19 protein-coding genes are annotated in these 17,666 nt (G+C 67.8%); 14 read left to right on the top strand and 5 right to left on the bottom strand.

Annotated elements, in window-relative coordinates; translation table 11 throughout:
• Window positions 1-295: 295 nt before the first annotated feature.
• The 6 genes from AC50X6_RS03970 to AC50X6_RS03945 all read left to right on the top strand — a co-directional run bounded on the left by AC50X6_RS03970 (window position 296) and on the right by AC50X6_RS03945 (window position 6,405).
• Entirely contained in the window at window positions 296-610 is a 315-nt protein-coding gene (locus AC50X6_RS03970) for a hypothetical protein (protein ID WP_494964978.1), read from the top strand.
• Between the two features lie 117 nt (window positions 611-727).
• Complete coding sequence (locus tag AC50X6_RS03965; RefSeq protein ID WP_494964977.1) at window positions 728-1,537, top strand: ABC transporter ATP-binding protein; 810 nt, start codon at window positions 728-730, stop codon at window positions 1,535-1,537.
• Window positions 1,519-3,090 carry a transporter gene (locus tag AC50X6_RS03960; RefSeq protein ID WP_494964976.1) on the top strand — a complete coding sequence of 524 codons (1,572 nt, stop codon included), beginning with the start codon at window positions 1,519-1,521 and terminating at the stop codon, window positions 3,088-3,090. Before AC50X6_RS03965 ends, AC50X6_RS03960 begins: the two co-directional genes overlap by 19 nt.
• A gap of 89 nt (window positions 3,091-3,179) precedes the next feature.
• A complete protein-coding gene (gene nagB / locus AC50X6_RS03955) occupies window positions 3,180-3,962 on the top strand; it encodes a glucosamine-6-phosphate deaminase (RefSeq protein ID WP_494964975.1) in 783 nt (260 codons plus the stop codon).
• Between the two features lie 79 nt (window positions 3,963-4,041).
• Window positions 4,042-4,368 (top strand): DUF3039 domain-containing protein, encoded by a 327-nt coding sequence (locus AC50X6_RS03950; protein ID WP_442784754.1) that lies wholly within the window; start codon window positions 4,042-4,044, stop codon window positions 4,366-4,368.
• Window positions 4,369-4,611: 243 nt separating this feature from the next.
• The gene (locus tag AC50X6_RS03945; protein WP_494964974.1) at window positions 4,612-6,405 is read left to right on the top strand and encodes a DEAD/DEAH box helicase; all 1,794 of its coding nucleotides are present in this window, start codon (window positions 4,612-4,614) and stop codon (window positions 6,403-6,405) included.
• A 128-nt stretch (window positions 6,406-6,533) separates the two neighbouring features.
• Here the strand turns inward: AC50X6_RS03945 and AC50X6_RS03940 are convergent, their stop codons facing one another.
• The 3 genes from AC50X6_RS03940 to AC50X6_RS03930 all read right to left on the bottom strand — a co-directional run bounded on the left by AC50X6_RS03940 (window position 6,534) and on the right by AC50X6_RS03930 (window position 9,064).
• Window positions 6,534-6,896, bottom strand: a complete 363-nt coding sequence (locus AC50X6_RS03940) for a hypothetical protein (protein WP_494964973.1) — start codon at window positions 6,894-6,896, stop codon at window positions 6,534-6,536.
• Window positions 6,897-7,034: 138 nt separating this feature from the next.
• A complete protein-coding gene (locus AC50X6_RS03935; protein ID WP_494964972.1) occupies window positions 7,035-7,736 on the bottom strand; it encodes an isochorismatase family protein in 702 nt (233 codons plus the stop codon).
• On the bottom strand, window positions 7,736-9,064 hold the full coding sequence (locus AC50X6_RS03930) for a nicotinate phosphoribosyltransferase (protein WP_494964971.1): 1,329 nt from the start codon (window positions 9,062-9,064) through the stop codon (window positions 7,736-7,738). The genes AC50X6_RS03935 and AC50X6_RS03930 overlap by 1 nt, the downstream gene beginning before the upstream one ends.
• 213 nt (window positions 9,065-9,277) lie before the next feature.
• On the opposite strand from AC50X6_RS03930, the gene clpS reads away from it, so the two are divergent.
• The 6 genes from clpS to rdgB all read left to right on the top strand — a co-directional run bounded on the left by clpS (window position 9,278) and on the right by rdgB (window position 13,613).
• Entirely contained in the window at window positions 9,278-9,658 is a 381-nt protein-coding gene (gene clpS / locus AC50X6_RS03925) for an ATP-dependent Clp protease adapter ClpS (RefSeq protein ID WP_494964970.1), read from the top strand.
• Window positions 9,651-10,217, top strand: coding sequence for a DUF2017 domain-containing protein (locus tag AC50X6_RS03920; RefSeq protein ID WP_494964969.1), 567 nt, complete (start codon window positions 9,651-9,653; stop codon window positions 10,215-10,217). The genes clpS and AC50X6_RS03920 overlap by 8 nt, the downstream gene beginning before the upstream one ends.
• Window positions 10,218-10,315: 98 nt before the next feature.
• Window positions 10,316-11,368 (top strand): glutamate racemase, encoded by a 1,053-nt coding sequence (gene murI / locus AC50X6_RS03915; RefSeq protein ID WP_494964968.1) that lies wholly within the window; start codon window positions 10,316-10,318, stop codon window positions 11,366-11,368.
• A complete protein-coding gene (locus AC50X6_RS03910) occupies window positions 11,365-12,162 on the top strand; it encodes an MBL fold metallo-hydrolase (RefSeq protein ID WP_494964967.1) in 798 nt (265 codons plus the stop codon). Before murI ends, AC50X6_RS03910 begins: the two co-directional genes overlap by 4 nt.
• 30 nt (window positions 12,163-12,192) lie before the next feature.
• Window positions 12,193-12,951 carry a ribonuclease PH gene (gene rph, locus AC50X6_RS03905; protein ID WP_326965593.1) on the top strand — a complete coding sequence of 253 codons (759 nt, stop codon included), beginning with the start codon at window positions 12,193-12,195 and terminating at the stop codon, window positions 12,949-12,951.
• Entirely contained in the window at window positions 12,948-13,613 is a 666-nt protein-coding gene (rdgB, locus tag AC50X6_RS03900) for an RdgB/HAM1 family non-canonical purine NTP pyrophosphatase (RefSeq protein WP_494964966.1), read from the top strand. Before rph ends, rdgB begins: the two co-directional genes overlap by 4 nt.
• Before the next feature lie 314 nt (window positions 13,614-13,927).
• Here rdgB and AC50X6_RS03895 read toward each other — a convergent pair whose 3' ends face one another.
• Entirely contained in the window at window positions 13,928-14,695 is a 768-nt protein-coding gene (locus AC50X6_RS03895; RefSeq protein ID WP_494964965.1) for a VTT domain-containing protein, read from the bottom strand.
• Between the two features lie 102 nt (window positions 14,696-14,797).
• Here AC50X6_RS03895 and AC50X6_RS03890 point away from each other — a divergent pair, with 102 nt between their 5' ends.
• A complete protein-coding gene (locus tag AC50X6_RS03890) occupies window positions 14,798-15,817 on the top strand; it encodes a 3'-5' exonuclease (RefSeq protein WP_494964964.1) in 1,020 nt (339 codons plus the stop codon).
• A gap of 102 nt (window positions 15,818-15,919) precedes the next feature.
• Window positions 15,920-16,486, top strand: coding sequence for a DUF4395 domain-containing protein (locus tag AC50X6_RS03885; protein ID WP_494964963.1), 567 nt, complete (start codon window positions 15,920-15,922; stop codon window positions 16,484-16,486).
• A 24-nt stretch (window positions 16,487-16,510) separates the two neighbouring features.
• Here AC50X6_RS03885 and AC50X6_RS03880 read toward each other — a convergent pair whose 3' ends face one another.
• Entirely contained in the window at window positions 16,511-17,647 is a 1,137-nt protein-coding gene (locus AC50X6_RS03880) for an ADP-ribosylglycohydrolase family protein (RefSeq protein WP_494964962.1), read from the bottom strand.
• Between the last annotated feature and the right edge of the window lie 19 nt (window positions 17,648-17,666).

Raw genomic sequence — 17,666 nt, 5'->3', positions numbered from 1 at the left:
TTGGATCTTCCTGTCTTGGCTGACGAGCTTCAGTTGAGGACGCCAGCGGTTCGCCACAGATGGCCGCTATGGGGGCCCCGGGCTCCGGCACGACGCTCTCGCCCAGTTACTTCCACGCCCGCCAGCCGGTACCCGCGGAATCCCGGGGTTCTCTGGGGCTGAATCGGGTTCCGGACCCGAGTAACTGGGCTGGAGCGTCGACATCCGGGGTTCCTGGTTGCTGGCCGGCAGATTCTTCGGTGCATGGTGGCAGCCGGGGCGGCGCCCTGCCAACGATTCGCCAAAGATGGCCGGGATGAAGGTCTCATACCGGCCATCTGTGGAGAATGGCGCCCGCCAGCTGGCCCCGGACGTCGCCAGCGTTGCGCGCAGCTACCTGACTGGCGTGGGCGGACTGGTGCTGCTGGTCGTCATCACCCAGGTCGTGACGGCCTTCGGAGCCGGGGCATGGTTCCCCTACGCAGCGCCGGGCCTATGGATGGGCATGGCCGGCTCCACGGCTGCCGAAACTGTCAGTCCGCTGCAACTCTTCCTCTGTTTCCCGGTCTCTGTGCTCGGCATCGCTGTAACCGGTCACTGGTGGAAGAACATCGAGATCCGCGACGGTTGAAATCGGGCGTAGCGGGCACACCCCAATCCTGCGCCGGAAGCGGGGCTCAAGGACAACAACGCAGAGTACGCCTTTCGGAGGATCGATTTCACCCGCCGGGGCCGTTAGTCTAACGTCATGACTTACCAGCAACCGGATCCTCATGTCCCCGGGGGGAACCCGCCGGCGGCGCCGGTCCCTGCCCTGTCCCTGCAGAGGCTGGCCAAGCGTTTCGGCGACAAAATCGCCGTCGACGGCATCAGCCTGGACGTCCCGGCCGGCTCCTTCTACGGGATCGTCGGCCCCAATGGGGCAGGCAAGACCACCACCCTGTCCATGGCCACGGGACTGCTTCGGCCCGAGTTCGGCACGGCGCTGGTACACGGTGTGGATGTTTGGCAGCATCCGCTGGAAGCCAAGAAATTGATGGGGATACTGCCCGACGGCGTCCGGCTCTTTGACCGGCTGACCGGTGAGCAGCTGGTGAGCTACGCCGGGCTGCTGCGCGGCATGGACAAGGAAGTGGTGTCTTCCCGGGTCAAGGAACTGCTCGCCGCCCTGGACCTCAGCCAGGACGCCGGCACCCTCGTGGTGGACTACTCCGCCGGCATGACGAAGAAGATCGCCCTTGCCTCCGCGCTGATCCATGCGCCGCGGCTGCTGGTGCTGGATGAGCCGTTCGAATCCGTGGACCCGGTGTCCGCCGCGAACATCCGCGACATCCTGGACAGCTACGTGGCTTCCGGCGGAACCGTCATCGTCTCAAGCCACGTCATGGACCTCGTCCAGCGGATGTGTGACCACGTCGCCGTCGTCGCGGCCGGGCGGCTGCTCGCGGCCGGAACCGTAGACGAGGTCCGTGCGGGGCAGTCCCTCGAAGACCGCTTCGTCCAGCTGGTCGGCGGCCGCAACCATACGGAAGGGCTGGAATGGTTGCGCACCTTTTAAGGCTCAAGCTCACCCTGCTGCGCAACAGTATCCGGCGCAGTCCCTGGCAGTTGGTGGGCCTCGGGATCGGAACGCTGTACGCGCTCAGCCTCGTCGGGCTCTTCGCCACTGGCCTGCTGTTCCTGCGGGAGGCCGACGTCGCGCTGGCGCAGACGGTGGTGGTGCTGGGCGGCGCCGCGGCCCTACTGGGCTGGGCCATCATTCCGGTAGTCGCTTCCGCGGCTGATATGACGCTGGATCCGGCGCGGTTCACCACCTCGGCCGTGCCCATGCCGCAACTCCTGACCGGGCTGGCCCTCGGCGGACTGATCGGCATCCCCGGCGTCGCGACCTCCCTCGTGGCCCTTGCCACCGTGGGTACCTGGTCCCGGAGCGTACCCGCCGCGGCAGGCGCCCTGGTGGGCGCGGTCCTTGGCGTGCTGAGCTGCGTCGTCCTGTCCAAGGTGGTCACCACCGCCACCGCAGGCCTCGCCAGTTCACGCCGCTTCAAGGACGTCAGCGCCATCGCGTTCCTGATCCCGCTGGTGCTGATGGGGCCCATCGTGGCAGGGATCGCCGAGGGGATCGCCAGTTCCGGTGATTTCCTGGCCGGGCTTGCCCGCACGCTGTCCTGGACCCCGGCGGGCGCGGCCTGGTCGCTCGGCGGCGAGCTGGCCGCCGGCAGCTACGGCGCCGCGGCGCTCAAGTTTCTGATTGCGCTCGCCACCCTGGCCGGCCTCGCCCTGTGCTGGAAACTCCTGCTCCAGCGGGCGCTTGTCACTCCGCCCTACGCCGGGTCTGCCAAGAAAAAGGCCGGAGGACTGGGTCTTTTTGGGCTGTTCCCGGCGACACCCACCGGGGCTGTCGCCGCCCGGGCCCTGATCTACTGGCTGCGGGATCCCCGCTACGCCGGGTCCCTGGTGGTGGTCCCGCTGCTGCCGGTCCTGCTGCTGTTCCAGGCCAGCCAGAGCGGGAACTATGGAATGTTCCTCTTCATAGGCCCGCTGACCGCCTTCCTGCTGGCCTGGTCCATCGCAGCGGATGTTTCCTACGACAACACTGCCTTCGCGCTGCACCTGTCCACGGGCGTCCGCGGCGTCCACGACCGGCTGGGACGTGCTCTGGCCTGCCTGGTCTTTGCCCTGCCGGTGGTGCTGGCGTTCAGCGTTCTCCCGTTCCTCTTCAGCGGAAACTGGGAGTTGCTGCCGGGAGTTCTCGGACTGTCCCTTGGTATGCTCTTCAGCGGATTGGGCCTGTCCTCCGTGGTCTCGGCGCGCTACACCGTCAGCGTTCCGCTCCCCGGCGACAGCCCCTTCAAGAAGCCACCGGGTAACGTTGCCCAGACCATGGCGGTGCAGTTCGGCGGCATGGGGGTGCTCCTGCTGCTCGCGGCGCCGGAGGCGGTCCTTATGGCCGTGCAGCTGATCACGGGCAGCACGCTGCCCGGTTGGATCAACCTGGGCCTCGGTCCGGTGCTGGGCCTGGCGCTTTTCGCGGGCGGGATACGGCTGGGCGGGAAATGGCTGGACGCGCGTGGACCGGAGTTGCTGGCACAGCTGGCCGTCAACCGCTGACCGGAGTTGCCGGCACTGCTGGCCGGTCCCGGCACCGCGGCCGGGACTGGGATAGCCTGCCGGTAACGCACAATTGCAAAGGCAGGGCCATGGAAGTCATCATTCTCTCCGGCAGCAGGCCGATCGCCTCGCTCGCGGCGGACGCAATCGAGGCGCTGCTCAGGCGCAAGCCCGGGGCCGTCCTGGGTCTCGCCACCGGTTCGTCGCCTTTGCCGGTCTACAACGAACTGGCACTGCGGCACGAGCGGGACGGCCTGGACTTCAGCCAGGCCCGCGGCTTCGCCCTGGACGAGTACGTGGGGCTGCCACCCGGCCACCCGGAATCCTACCGCGAGGTAATCCGGCGCGAGTTTACCGAACGGGTTAACATCAGCCCGGCCAATGTGCACAGCCCCGACGGCGCGGCCGAGGACATCCCCGGGTCATGCCGGGCCTATGAGGATGCCATCCGCGACGCCGGGGGTGTGGATCTGCAGCTCCTCGGCGTGGGTACGGACGGACACATCGGCTTCAACGAGCCTGCCTCGTCGCTGGCATCGCGGACCCGGATCAAGACCCTGATCGAGCAGACACGCCGGGACAATGCACGGTTCTTCGGCAGCCTGGCCGAGGTCCCGCACCACGTCCTCACGCAGGGGCTCGGAACCATCCTGGAAGCCCGGCATGTGATCCTCATTGCCACCGGCGCACAGAAGGCCCAGAGCGTGCGCGACCTTGTGGAAGGGCCCGTCGCCGCGATATGTCCGGCCTCGGTACTGCAGTTACATCCGCACGCCACGATCCTGGTGGATGAGGCGGCGGCGTCCTCGCTGCGGCTCGCCGATTACTACCGCCACAGCTATGACAACAAGCCATCGTGGCAGGGGCTGTAAGTGGCCGCCGTGGCGGTCCCGTCAGCATCACGTCGCCTTTCTGTCTGTTCCAGCGGCTAAGATGGGTCTCATGAACAGCATGACCGAACCCCTCGAAAACGACCCGATGCGCGAGCTCTCCGGAGCCGGGACGTCGACGGCCACGATCGAGCGCGAGGAACTGCGCCAGGAAGTGGAACCCGGTGACCGGGAGCGCTTCTCGCATTATGTGCGCAAGGAAAAGATCATGGAATCAGCGCTGTCCGGTGAGCCTGTCATTGCCCTCTGCGGCAAGGTCTGGACGCCCGGACGCGATCCTAAGAAGTTCCCCGTCTGCCCCGAATGTAAAGACGTGTACGACGGCCTCCGCCCGGGCAAAGATGGCGGCGGCAAAGATGGCGGCGGCAAGGGCTCGGGCGACAAATAGCGTTCACGCGACCCGGCCATCTGCTGCGTCCGGGCGTCCGGTCCGCGGGAACACTGCCCACGCTCCGCGTGCGCCTGCAATGTGGTCTGCCTGGCGCGTGTGGGTGTCCCCGACCCCGCTGACTGTGGTCGGGTCCGTGCTGACCGGCGTTTGGCAACGGTTCATCCGAAAAAGATTGGTGTTTTTGTGCTTAGTTGGGTTTCTCCGGCAGCAGCAGCGGTACGCGGAATGGAAGGCACCTGAGTGACAGAGACACTTTTTGGCGGACCAGTGCTGCCTCCCGCGTATCCCGAGCGGGCTGCCTGGGGCACCGCGCCGAAGCTCCGGGCCTGGCAGCAGGAAGCCCTCGACAGCTATTTCAGCACCCAGCCCAAGGACTTCCTTGCGGTGGCAACGCCGGGCGCCGGTAAGACCACCTTCGCCCTGCGCGTTGCCTCCATGCTGATCGACGCCGGTGCCGTCAACCGGGTCACCATTGTGGCGCCCACCGACCACCTCAAGCGGCAGTGGGCCGATGCCGCCGCCAAGGTGGGCATCGCCATCGATCCGAACTTCAAGAACGCCGACGGCCAGCACGGCCGCGGGTTCGTCGGCGTCGCGGTCACATACGCGCAGGTGGCCAGCAAACCAATGCTGCACCGCGCCAAAACCGAGGCCGCGCGCACGCTGGTCATCCTGGACGAGATCCACCACGGCGGCGAGGCCCTGTCCTGGGGTGACGGTCTGCGCGAGGCCTTCGAGCCCGCATCCCGCCGGCTCTCCCTGACCGGTACGCCGTTCCGCTCCGACACGTCGCCCATCCCGTTTGTGGAATACGCCGAGGACCGCGACGGCATCCGGCGTTCCAGGGCCGACTACACCTACGGCTACGGCAATGCGCTGCGCGACCACGTTGTCCGCCCGGTCATGTTCATGGCGTACTCCGGGCAGATGCGCTGGCGCACCAGCGGCGGCGAGGAAATGGCAGCCTCGCTCGGCGAATCCGCGGTCACCAAGGACATCACCGCCCAAGCGTGGCGCACCGCACTGAACCCGGCAGGTGAATGGATCCCGGCCGTCCTCGCCGGGGCAGACAAGCGCCTCAGTGAGGTCCGCCGCACCGTCCCCGATGCCGGCGGCCTGGTCATCGCTACCGACCACGAGGACGCGCGGGCCTACGCCGGGCAACTGAAAAAGATCACCGGTGAATCACCAACTGTCATTTTGTCCGACGACGCCAAGGCCTCCAGCAAGATTGAGGAGTTCACCGCCAGCGAGAAGCGCTGGATGGTGGCCGTGCGCATGGTGTCCGAAGGCGTGGACGTCCCGCGGCTGTCCGTCGGCGTCTACGCGACGTCCATCTCCACGCCGCTGTTCTTTGCCCAGGCGGTGGGACGCTTTGTACGCGCCCGCAAGCGCGGCGAGACGGCGTCGGTCTTCCTGCCCTCCGTTCCCACCCTGATGGCGCTGGCGAACTCCATGGAGGCAGAGCGCGACCATGCCCTGGACCGTCCGGAGAAGGAAGACGGCGACGGTCTTTTCAATCCCGAGGACTCGCTCATGGACGAGGCGAACCGCGAGGAAACGGCGTCGGATTCGCTCACCAAGGGCAAGTTCGAGGCGCTTGATTCGCAGGCGTCCTTTGACCGGGTCCTGTTCGACGGCGGCGAGTTCGGCACCGGCGGCGAGGTGGGCTCGGAGGACGAACTCGACTTTCTCGGGATTCCCGGTCTGCTCGACGCCGAACAGGTCGGCACGCTGCTGCGCCAGCGCCAGCACGAACAGCTGAACCGTAAGAACGCCCGGGCCCCGCAGGCCGGGGGCCCGCCGGCCGGCGCGGCCGCCCCGGCCGTGCCGGACCACCGCATGCTGATGGACCTGCGCACCGAACTGGCCAAGAACGTGGCGGCGTGGTCCGCGCGGACGGGCACGCCGCACGGCGTTGTGCACACCAAACTCAGGACTGTCTGCGGCGGCCCGCCCGTGGCGCAGGCCGACGAGGAGCAACTGCAGACCCGGCTGCGGAAGCTGCAGGACTGGTTCATCGGCCGCAAGTAGCGTGCTGCGGCGGCCCGCTGCGGGCAGAAAGAAGTTGAGGGCATACAAGAAGGGACCAGGCGAGCCTGGTCCCTTCTGTTTACCGCAGCCTGTTTACCGCAGCGCCTTTGTATGCCCCAGCGCGGGTGTTACTGTCCGCCGGTGCCGCCGCCGCCGCAGGCGGCGCCGAGGGCCTGGCCTGCAGCAGCGTACTTGGGCTGGAGCTCCTCAAGCTTCGCTGCGTCCGGGTTTGCCTTTGCCGACTCGTCCAGGAATTCAATGATGTCGCGCAGCGGAGCCTTCAGCTCATCGGAGGACGTCACCTCGACGGGCCGCAGCCGGTTGGCCAGACGGATCATCCCTGTCTTATCCGCGGCGGACGTCGGGCCTGCGCCGACGCCCTGGATCCGGGTGCAGGTTTCCTCGTTGCTCAGTTGCGGGGCGGCGGCAGAGCAGCCGGCGGCGCCGAGCAGCGCCCCGGCAACAATCAGGACGGTGAGGGTTTTCTTCATGGTGCACTCCGGGGTTCTACGGTCAGACGATCTGGCAGGGATTTCGAGTCTACTGTGAGGGCGCTGTTTTCCGGTCAAGCAGCACGGCCGGACGCCGTCACGAGCCGGCAGCCCGCAGCCGGCGGCACGTGCAAACGGCTAGGCGATGTCGACGCCGCCGAGTTCCATCTCGGCGACGGCATCTTCGAGGTCCTCGGCGACCCCCGCGGTCAAGGCGCGCAGCACCGTGACGGAGTAGCCGGCCTGGACGCCGTCGAGCGCCGTGGCTTTGACACAGTGGTCGGTAGCGATCCCGACCACCACCACGTCCTCGACGTCGTGGCTCTGCAGCCAGTCGTCGAGCCCGATTGTGTCCTCGCCACCGGCGAAGTCACTTCCGGCGAAACCAGCGCCGGCGAAGCCTTCGGCGTCCGCGTGAACGGGGCCGGCGCTGCCGGACGGAATACCGGTGACCGGCATGGCGCCGGGCTTCCGGTCGCCGGTGGGGACGGCGTCGTCAGGGGCGAGCAGGCCCTCAAAGCCCGAGTAGGCGGCCGTGAACCGGCCCTTGCGGAAGTAGGCCTGGATATATTCCGCGTCTAGGTCGGGGTGCAGCTCGGCGCCGCGGGTACCGGCGACGCAGTGCTTCGGCCAGCTGTCGACGAAATTCGGTGTCTCCGAGAAGTGCGCACCCGGATCGACATGCCAGTCCTGGGTGGCCACGATGTGGTCGAACTGGCCGTGGTGCGCGTCGACGTATTCGCTGATTGCGCCGGCGAGGTCCGCCCCGCCCTCGACGGGCACCGAGCCTCCTTCGCAGAAATCGTTCTGGACGTCGACGATGATCAGGGCGCGGGACATCAGTTCTCCTCGTAGATGGTTGGGATGGCGGCTTCGCCGCGCTGCAGCCGGTTGACCACGGCAGGAAGCTCTTTCATCGTGTCGGCATGGCGACTGCGGGCGCGCACGACGCCGTCCGCTCCGGTCCAGCCGGGCAAGAGCTCGCCATTCTTGAAGAACTGCTGCAGCAGCGGGCGGTCGTTGCCATCGTCCTCAGGGCGGTGGCCGATCCCCACGATCTCCTGGGTGGCGGTGCCGCGTTCGTTGAGCTTGCGCAGCGCGTACTTGCGCCCGCCCTTGCTCGTCTTGTTCTTCGCGGCCTTGGCCACGGGGACGAACTCGCCGTCATCGTCCGTGCGGCTGACCAGCTTGTAGACCATGCTCGCCGTCGGCGCGCCGGAGCCTGTCACGAGGGAGGTGCCGACGCCGTAGGAGTCCACCGGAGCGGACTGCAGGGCCGCGATGGCGAACTCGTCCAGATCTGAAGTGACGATAATCCGGGTGCGTTCATTGCCCAGATTGTCCAGGAGCTGGCGGACCCACTGCGCCTGCGCCACGAGGTCCCCGGAGTCCAGTCGCACCGCGCCCAGCTTGTCGCCGGCCAGTTCGACGGCGGTCCGGACCGCCGCCTCGACGTCGTACGTGTCCACCAGCAGCGCGGTGCCGGCACCCATCGAGGCAATCTGGGCCGCAAAGGCCTCGCGCTCGGTATCGTGCAGCAGGGTGAAGGAGTGGGCGGCGGTGCCCACGGTCTTGAGCCCGTAGCGCAGGCCTGCCTGCAGGTTGGAGGTGCTGTCGAAGCCGGCAATGATGGCGGCACGGGCGGCCGAGACGGCGGACTCCTCGTGTGTGCGGCGGGAGCCCATTTCCACACACGGCCGGCCGCCGGCCGCGGTGATCATGCGCGAGGCCGCCGAGGCGATGGCGCTGTCGTGGTTGAGGATCGACAGGATGTAGGTCTCGAGGATGCAGGCTTCGGCGAACGTTGATTCGACAATGAGGATGGGTGAGTTCGGGAAATACGCCTCACCCTCCGGATAGCCCCAGATATCGCCCGAGAAGGAGAAGCCGGCCAGGTACTCGAGCGTCTCCTCGTTGACCACCTTCGAGCGGCGGAGAAAGTCGATCTCGGCGGCGCCGAAGCGGAAGTCCGCGATGCCTTCCAGCAGGCGGCCGGTGCCGGCCACGATCCCGTAGCGGCGGCCGTCCGGCAGGCGCCTGGCAAAGGCCTCGAACACCGACTTGCGGTGGGCGGCGCCGGAATGCAGCGCGGCCTGCAGCATGGTCAGCTCGTAGTGATCGGTGTACAGGGACGTACGGGGACGGTCCGGGCCAGCTGGGGTACTCACAAATTCACTCTAGTCCCCACCGGCTCCCTCGTCTCGCTTCGCTTCGCCGTGGGGCCCTCGCCGGCGTGGGCCCACCCACCGGCTCCCTCGTCTCGCTTCGCTTCGCCGTGGGGCCCTCGCCGGCGTGGGCCCACCCACCGGCTCCCTCGTCTCGCTTCGCTTCGCCGTGGGGCCCTCGCCGGCGTGGGCCCAGCCTCCCCATAGAATGGACAGATGACCCTCAGCGTTGCGCTCGGCCCGGACACCCAGGCCGGCACCCAAACCGGAACAGCGGCGTCCACCGACGTCCTGACCGCCCCGGACATTCCCTGGAACCTCGTGATCTGGAATGATCCGGTGAACTTGATGAGCTATGTGAGCTACGTGTTCCGCAGCTATTTCGGCTATCCGGAGGCGAAGGCCACCAAGCTCATGCTGGAGGTCCACAAGAAGGGCCGCTCCATCGTGGCGCACGGCAGCAAAGAGCAGGTGGAGCAGCACGCCGTCGCGATGCACGGCTATGGCCTCTGGGCCACCGTGGAGAAGGCGACCGGCGGCTCCGGCGGTGCCGGGTCAGGCGGAGGAACAGGCAAGGGCAAAGGAAAACGTGGCTAAGGCATTTAAATACGGGCTCAAGGGTGTCACCGGCTACCTGGAGTCCGCCGAACGGGAACTGCTGCGCAGCCTCTTTGATGACGTCATCTCGATGCTGGAGCCGGAGGAGCGGGCCAACCAGGACCCCCTCGCCGCACTCGTCGGACTCGATCCTGAGGCGCGCGAACCAACGGACCGCGCCCTGCGGCGGCTGCTGCCGAATGTGATGAAGAACGACGGCGAAGCCTCGCTGGAGTTCCGCCGGTACACGGAACGCTCGCTACGGGAAAACAAGATCGGCGCACTGAAGGCCGCCTCGCTTGGGCTGGACAAGGAAGAACTGGTTCTCACCCCCGCCGATGCCCGGCACTGGTCCACTGCCCTGAACGATGTGCGCCTGGTGCTCGCCGAACGCCTCGATATCCGCGATGATGCGGACGCCGAGCATGTCCACCTCATGCAGGACTGGTCCCAGGCCGAGGACGTCGAAAGCTACCTCGCCCTCGTCTACAACTTCACCACCTGGCTCCAGGAATCCCTGGTCCAGGCCATGCTGGCCTCTCTCGAACCACGCAGCTGAGCCCGCGCTCCCGCGCGCCGTGTGTGACAAATTAGACATGAGTCGGACACCACAATGTGCTGCCCGCACCCATGGCTAAGCCCTATCCTCGAATAATCATGACAACAGCCTCGAACATCGATCCGGCAGCGGAAGCTGTTGCGGACTCCCCAGCGGGCAGCACCGCCAGCAGCCGGACCGCCAGCCTGATGGGATCGCGGCCTATCGGTGTCTTCGATTCGGGTGTCGGCGGGCTCACCGTGGCCCGGTCCATCATCGACCAGCTGCCCAACGAATCCATCCTGTACGTCGGCGACACCGCCCACGGCCCCTACGGCCCGCTCCCCATCGCCGAAGTCCGGGCCAACGCCCTGGGCGTGATGGACGAGCTGGTGGATTCCGGCGTCAAGCTGCTGACCATCGCCTGCAACTCGGCCTCCGCCGCCGTGCTGCGCGACGCCCGGGAACGCTACACCGCCCGCTACGGGATCCCCGTGATCGAGGTCATCCAGCCGGCAGTCCGGCGTGCCGTCGCCGCCACCCGCAGCGGCCGGGTGGGCGTGATCGGCACCTCTGCCACCGTCGGCTCGCGCGCCTACGAAGACACCTTTGCGGCCGCCCCGGACCTGCAGATCACCTCCGTGGCCTGCCCCGCGTTTGTCTCCTACGTCGAAGCCGGAATCACCACCGGACCGGAACTGCTCGCGGTAGCCCGCGACTACCTGGAACCCCTCAGGTACGCCGGTGTGGACACCGTGGTGCTGGGCTGCACGCACTACCCGCTGCTCACGGGCGTCATCTCGTTCGTCCTGGGGGAGGACGTCACCCTGGTCTCCAGCGCCGAGGAGACGGCCAAAGATGTTTACCGTGCGCTGGCCTCCCGGGGTCTGGAGCGGACGGACGCCACAGCCCCGGCGCACAACTTCATCGCCACCGGCGACGCGGCCCAGTTCGAGCACCTCGCCCGCCGCTTCCTCGGCCCCGAGGTCCTCAGCGTCCGCCACGTGGATCATGTGGCCGCCCAGTACCCCACCGGCAGCCTGGCCAGGATCACCCCCGAAATGCTCGCCGCCGCGCAGGCCGGTGCCGGCCGGCCGCGGATTTCCAATTTCGTGGCGCCGTCTTCCCTCGCTGCCTCGCTCGCCGCCTCCCTGCGGGAGAATGGCCTGTGAAGCTGACCATCGTGGGCTGTACCGGGTCTTTTCCCGGCCCCGGCTCGCCGGCGTCGTGCTATCTGTTGACCGCCAATGACGGCGAGCGGAACTGGAAGATCGTCCTGGACCTCGGCAGCGGGGCGCTCGGCGCGATCCAGCGCTACACGGACCTCGAGGATATCGACGGTATCTTCCTGAGCCACCTGCACCCGGACCACTGTATGGATCTGTGCGGGCTCCATGTGGCGGTGCGCTGGAAGCCGGGCGGCTGGGGCGGGGGCCGGATTCCGGTCTGGGGACCGGCGGCCACCGCGGACCGGATGGCCACCGCCTACGGGCTGGAACTGGACCCGGGCATGCACCAGGAGTTCGACTTCAGCAACTGGGCGGAACGGAAGCCCGTGGCCGTGGGTCCTTTCACTGTGACCCCGTACGCCGTGAACCACCCGGTGGAGGAGGCCTATGCGCTGCGCGTGGACGTCACCGAGCCCGGCAAGGACGGCACCCCCGTCACCCGCGTCCTGAGCTATTCAGGGGACACGGACTCCTGCCGCGGCCTCGAAGACGCCGCCCGCGGCGCTGACCTGTTCCTTTGCGAGGCGGCGTTCGAGGAGGGCCGCGACGATGCCATCAAAGACGTGCACCTGACCGGCAAACGGGCCGGCGAAGCCGCCGAAGCCGCCGGCGCGCGGCGGCTCCTGCTGACCCACATCCCGGTCTGGACCTCGCCGACCACCGTGATGGCCGAAGCGAAGCAGGTTTTCAGCCGCGACGTCGCCGTGGCCGTGGCAGGTGTGCACTACACGATCTGAGCCCGTGCCCCGAGTCGATAAGCTAGAGGTATGACTTCCGAAGCACTCACTGCCCCCATCATCCGTGCCGATGGCCGCACCCCGGACCAGCTCCGGCCCATCAGCATCACCCGCGGCTGGTCCAAGCAGGCTGAAGGATCGGCCCTGATCGAGTTCGGCAACACCCGGGTGCTGTGCACGGCGTCCCTTACCCAGGGTGTCCCGCGCTGGCTTAAGGGGGAGGGCCGCGGCTGGGTCACCGCCGAATACGCCATGCTCCCGCGAGCCACCAACACCCGCTCCGACCGCGAGTCCGTCAAGGGCAAGATCGGCGGCCGCACGCACGAGATCTCCCGGCTGATCGGCCGCTCGCTGCGCTCCATCATCGACACGAAGGCCCTGGGCGAGATCACTATCGTGCTGGACTGCGATGTCCTGCAGGCCGACGGCGGAACCCGCACCGCCGCTGTCACCGGCGCCTACGTGGCACTGGCCGAGGCCATCCGCTTCGCCCAGGAGAACAAGATGCTCGCCCGCAACGCCAAGCCCCTGATCGACACCATCGCCGCCGTGTCCGTCGGCATCATCGACGGCATTCCGATGCTGGACCTGCCCTACGTTGAGGACGTGCGCGCCGAGACCGACATGAACGTCGTGGTCACCGGCTCCGGCAAGTTCGTCGAGGTCCAGGGCACCGCCGAAGGCGCCCCGTTCGACCGCGACGAGCTCAACAAGCTGCTGGACCTCGCCCTGCTGGGCACGGGGCAGCTCGCCGCTATCCAGCGCGAAACCCTGGCGGAAGCCCCGTGACAGCGGGTCCGGCACAGCACCGTGCTGCCGCGCCCGTTCTGGTCCTCGCCACGCACAACAAGGGCAAACTCAGGGAGCTCCGCGAATTGCTCCGCGGACAGGTGCCCGGTCTCGACGTCGACACGCAGGTGGTGGACGCCGGCGCCGTCGGCGCGCCCGACGTCGCCGAGACCGGCGTGACGTTTGCCGAAAATTCGCTGCTGAAGGCACGCGCCGTGGCCCGGGCCACCGGACTCGTGGCGATCGCCGACGACTCCGGGCTGGCAGTGGATGTGCTCGGCGGCGCACCGGGGATCTTCTCGGCCCGCTGGGCAGGACGGCACGGGGACGACGCCGCGAACCTGCAGTTGCTGCTGGACCAGCTGGCCGATGTGCCCGACGAGTACCGCGGCGCGGCGTTTGTCTGCGCCGCGGCGCTCGCCGTTCCCGGGTCATCGCCGGAGGAGGTCCGGGAAATCGTCGAGTACGGGCAGCTGGAAGGCACCCTGCTGCGCGAACCCCGCGGCGCGGGCGGCTTCGGCTACGACCCGGTGCTTCAGCCCAGCGGACTGGACCGCAGTTGCGCCGAGCTCAGCCCGGCGGAGAAGAACGCCATCAGCCACCGCGGCCAGGCGCTCCGGGCGCTGCTTCCGGCCATTGTGGCGGCCCTGGCCGCGAAGTAGTTCCGCCCTGGTGTTGGCTAGGGGGTCTTGCGTTAGTTCGTCGGGGGTCTGGACGCGGTGGCCGGCCCAAGGGGACATGCCCCGCGCCGGGGCCAGCGGGTGGACATAGTGTCATTGTGTCCGGTCCCGGGTGCGAAAAATGGGCATGTCCCGCTGGACTGGGACACCGGCCCAAGGGGACATGCCCCGCGCCGGGGCCAGCGGGTGGACATAGTGTCATTGTGTCCAGTTCCGGGTGCGAAGAATGGGCATGTCCAGCGGCGTGAAAAGGTCCAGGCTCCGTCTGACCCCCGACGAACTAACGAAAATGACCGCTAGGGGGTCTTGCGTTCTTCCTCGGGCTCGTGCTCCTCGATGAACTCCTCGAAGATGTCCGTGCCGTACTTCTCGGACTGGCTCTTGGCCACGAAGCCGCGGATGACCTCGATGCCGATCGGGATGACGGAGACCAGGACGATGATGACGAAGATGATATCCAGGTTCTCGCGGACCCACGGGACCGTGTCGCCCAGCAGGTAGCCGAGCAGCGTCACGCCGCCGCCCCAGAGCACGGCGCCGATGACATTGAACAGGAAGAACTTGCGCTTGCTCATCTGCGCAACGCCGACAATCACGGGGACAAAGGTCCTGATGATGGGGACGAAGCGGGCCAGGATCAGGGCCTTGCCGCCGTGCTTCTCGAAGAAAGCGTGCGCGCTTTCCACATTCTCGCGCTTGAAGAGTTTGGAATTGGGCTTGTTGAAGATGGCGGGTCCGGCCTTGGAACCGATCAGGTAGCCGGTCTGGTTACCCACAATCGCGGCGACGATGATCAGCGCCGCGAAGGCCCAGATGTTGAACTTGATGGTGCCTGTGGCCACCAGGAGCCCGGCCGTGAACAGCATCGAGTCACCCGGCAGGAAGAATCCGACCAGCAGGCCCGTCTCGGCGAAGATGATGCCGCAGACTAACAACACCACCCAGGGCGCAAGGGCCGGGTCGGCCAGGAAGACCTGGGGGTTCAGCCAGTCGGGCAGAAGCGAGGAAAGGTGCGGCTGCACCGGGCCCGCTCCTCCGATCGCGGACACGGCAAGGTCACTCATAGCTAAAAGGTTCACCCATTAAGGGTACTGGACGCCCGACGTCGGGCCTCCCGGCGGCGCGTGCGGCGGGCCGGGCCCACTTTCGGCAGTAAAGTTGGAGGCGTGGGTTTGGACTTTACGGCGATCGACTTTGAGACCGCGAACGGCTTCCGCGGTTCACCATGCGCTGTTGGCCTGACGAAAGTCCGCGGCGGTGTCGTCGTCGGGGAAGCCTCCTGGCTGATGCGCCCGCCGGAACACCACGACCGCTTTGACCACCACAACGTCCGGATCCACGGCATCCGGCCGGAGCAGGTGGCCGGCCTGCCGCGCTTCGGTGAACTCTTCCCGGAAATCGGCGCCTTCATCGGCGGCGATGTGCTGGCGGCCCACAACGCCGCCTTCGACCTCGGTGTGATCCGCTCCGGACTGGAAGTCTCAGGCCTGGCGGGCCCCGCCTACGACTACGTCTGCACGGTGATGCTGTCGCGCCGCTGCTACTCGCTCGTGTCCAACTCCCTGCCGTATGCGGCCGAAGAGGCCGGTGTGCCGCTGGTGAACCACCACGACGCGGCGGAGGACGCCCGGGCGTGCGCCGGGATCCTGATCGACATAGCCGCCCGCAACGGTGCCGGCAGCATCGCGGAACTGTATTTGTCGCTGGGGTTGTCGGTGTCCCGGCAGGCTGCCTTCGATCCGCTGCGTGATCCCTTGTCCAAACCCAGCCAGTCGGCCATCGGGGCACTTGCCGCGGGAGCGGACACTGCCGACGCGGTCCGCGCGTTCCAGCCGGGCTGGCCGGAAGAGGGCGCCAATCCGTTGCCGAATGCCCTGGCCGAACCGGGACACCCGCTGTTCGGCCAGACCGTGGTGTTTACCGGGGAGCTGGTGATTCCCCGGCCCGAGGCGAAAATCCGCTCCGCCGAACTGGGGGCCAGGCCCGAAAGCCGGGTTACGGCCCGCACCACCGTCCTGGTGGTGGGGGACGGGTTCGTGGCGGCGGACCTGCGCTCCGGACGGCTCACCGGCAAGGCCCGGCGCGTCCTTGACCTACACGAGCGGGGCCAGCGGATCGAGGTCCTCTCGGAGGGTGAATTCCTGCAGATGGTGGGCGGCCACCTGGCCACCGCAGCGATCGCCTGAGGCTCCCGCGGGTCCGGAGCGTCCGTGGTCATACGGCGCCTCCGAGGTCATACGGCGCAACAAACGTGTCGCCCGGGGCAGTTCGACTCCTAGCCTTGGACGATGAGCAAACTGACGTCGTCACCCGCCGCGGCCCAGGCACCCGCACCGACTCAGGTACCCGCACCCGCCCGGCCGGGCGGAATCGACTGGGGACAAGTCTTTTCGTTTCCCAACCCGGTGAACGAGTATGCGGCCCGCATCACCGCGGGACTCGTGGTGCTGCTGTCCGTCGTGACGCTGCTGACCGGCTTCGGCTGGGGCCTGGCGGTGATCGCCGTCGGGTTCTGGCTGCGGCTGCTGTTCGGCCCGCGGATCTCGCCACTGGCCCGGCTGTCCGTCAGGGTGCTGACGCCGCTGCTGGGGAAGACGAGGCTGGTTCCCGGACCGCCGAAGCGCTTTGCCCAGGGAATCGGTGCCGCCATGTCCACCGCAGCGGCCATCCTGCTGGCCGCCGGCCTCGCACCGGCCGCCTGGATCCTGCTCGCGGTCCTGATAGTGGCCGCGTCCCTCGAATCAGTTCTCGGCTTCTGCCTCGGCTGCGCCGTCTTCGGCATCCTGCAACGCCGCGGATTCATCCCCGAGGACGTGTGTGAGGCCTGCAACAACATCGCGCTCCGGCGCGCTTAGCCGCCGCCGGCTACCACAAGGGAATCAGGCCCCGGTAATGGCCGCCAGCCGCGATGCCATGCCCCGGATGACCTCCGGGGCTTCCAGCGCGTCGAGCCACCCCGCCGGCAGGCAGTACTCGCCGTAGAACGTGCCCAGGATGTTCCCGGCCATCGATGCCGTGGAACCGCTGTGGTTTACCGCGAGGGTGATCGCCGCCCGGAAGTGGGCCTCCGGCCGCCCGGCAGCCGCCGTTGCGTCCGGTTCCGTCGCATCCGGTTCCGTGACGAGTACCGCGTAGAGCGCGACGGCGAGTGCCTCCTCCGCCACACGGCCCGCTCCGAGCTCCCGGACCAGTTCCTCCGGATCCAGCGGCTCCCCGGCGCCGCCCAGGCGCAACGCCGTTTCGAGCCGTGCGATGAGATCAGAATCCGGCACTTCGCCCTTGCGCAGGTGGCCCGCGCCGAGTTGTCCCAACGCGAATTCGGCGGCTTCCCGCAGGCCCCGTCCGGCCGTCAGGGCGTGGATGACGAGGCTGAACACGCCGGCGCTCTGCCGGGCCGCGGGGTGCCCGTGGGTCAGCGAGGCTGCGTCGGCACTGAGCTTGTAGACGGCACCGGCGGCGATGTAGGGGATCAGGCCAAAGGGTGCCGAGCGCGTCACGGTCCCGCAGCCCTTGGACTCCGGGTTGACCGGCCGGTAGAACGTTCCCATCTCGCCGGTGGCCAGACCGCTCAGGCAGGACTTCCCGGCGGCGCGGCGGTGCCTGAGGACGTCGTGCGAATCGATCCAGCGGGACGGCTGAAACGGTGCCGCCTCCGGAACCGCGACGCCCTGGGTGCCGAGCCATCGCAGGTAGGCGAGCCACAGGCATGCATTCGTGTCCGCGCCCACGCCCGAGTTCGCCCACTCGAGCGCCTCCAGCAACCCGTCCACGGTGTAGAGCGTGAGCTGGGTGTCGGCGGAGAAGTGACTGCCGCCGTCGAGCGCCGAAAAGTCCTGCAGTCCTTCCGGGCCGAACTTCGCCCGGATGGTGGAGATGTGGTCGGATTCGACGGCGTACCCCAGCGAATCACCGAGGGCGCCGCCCAGCAGGCAGCCGTGGATGCGGGACTCGTGGGACGGGGACGCGGTGGCGTCTGCGGTGGGGGAGGTGGAGGAGGTGGAGGGCTCATTGCTCATGGCCTCCAATTTTACCCGC

It is taken from the genome of Pseudarthrobacter sp. HLT1-7, from assembly GCF_059383435.1.
The sequence above is the reverse complement of the archived record's forward strand: the minus strand, read 5'-3'. Positions and strand labels throughout refer to the sequence as shown.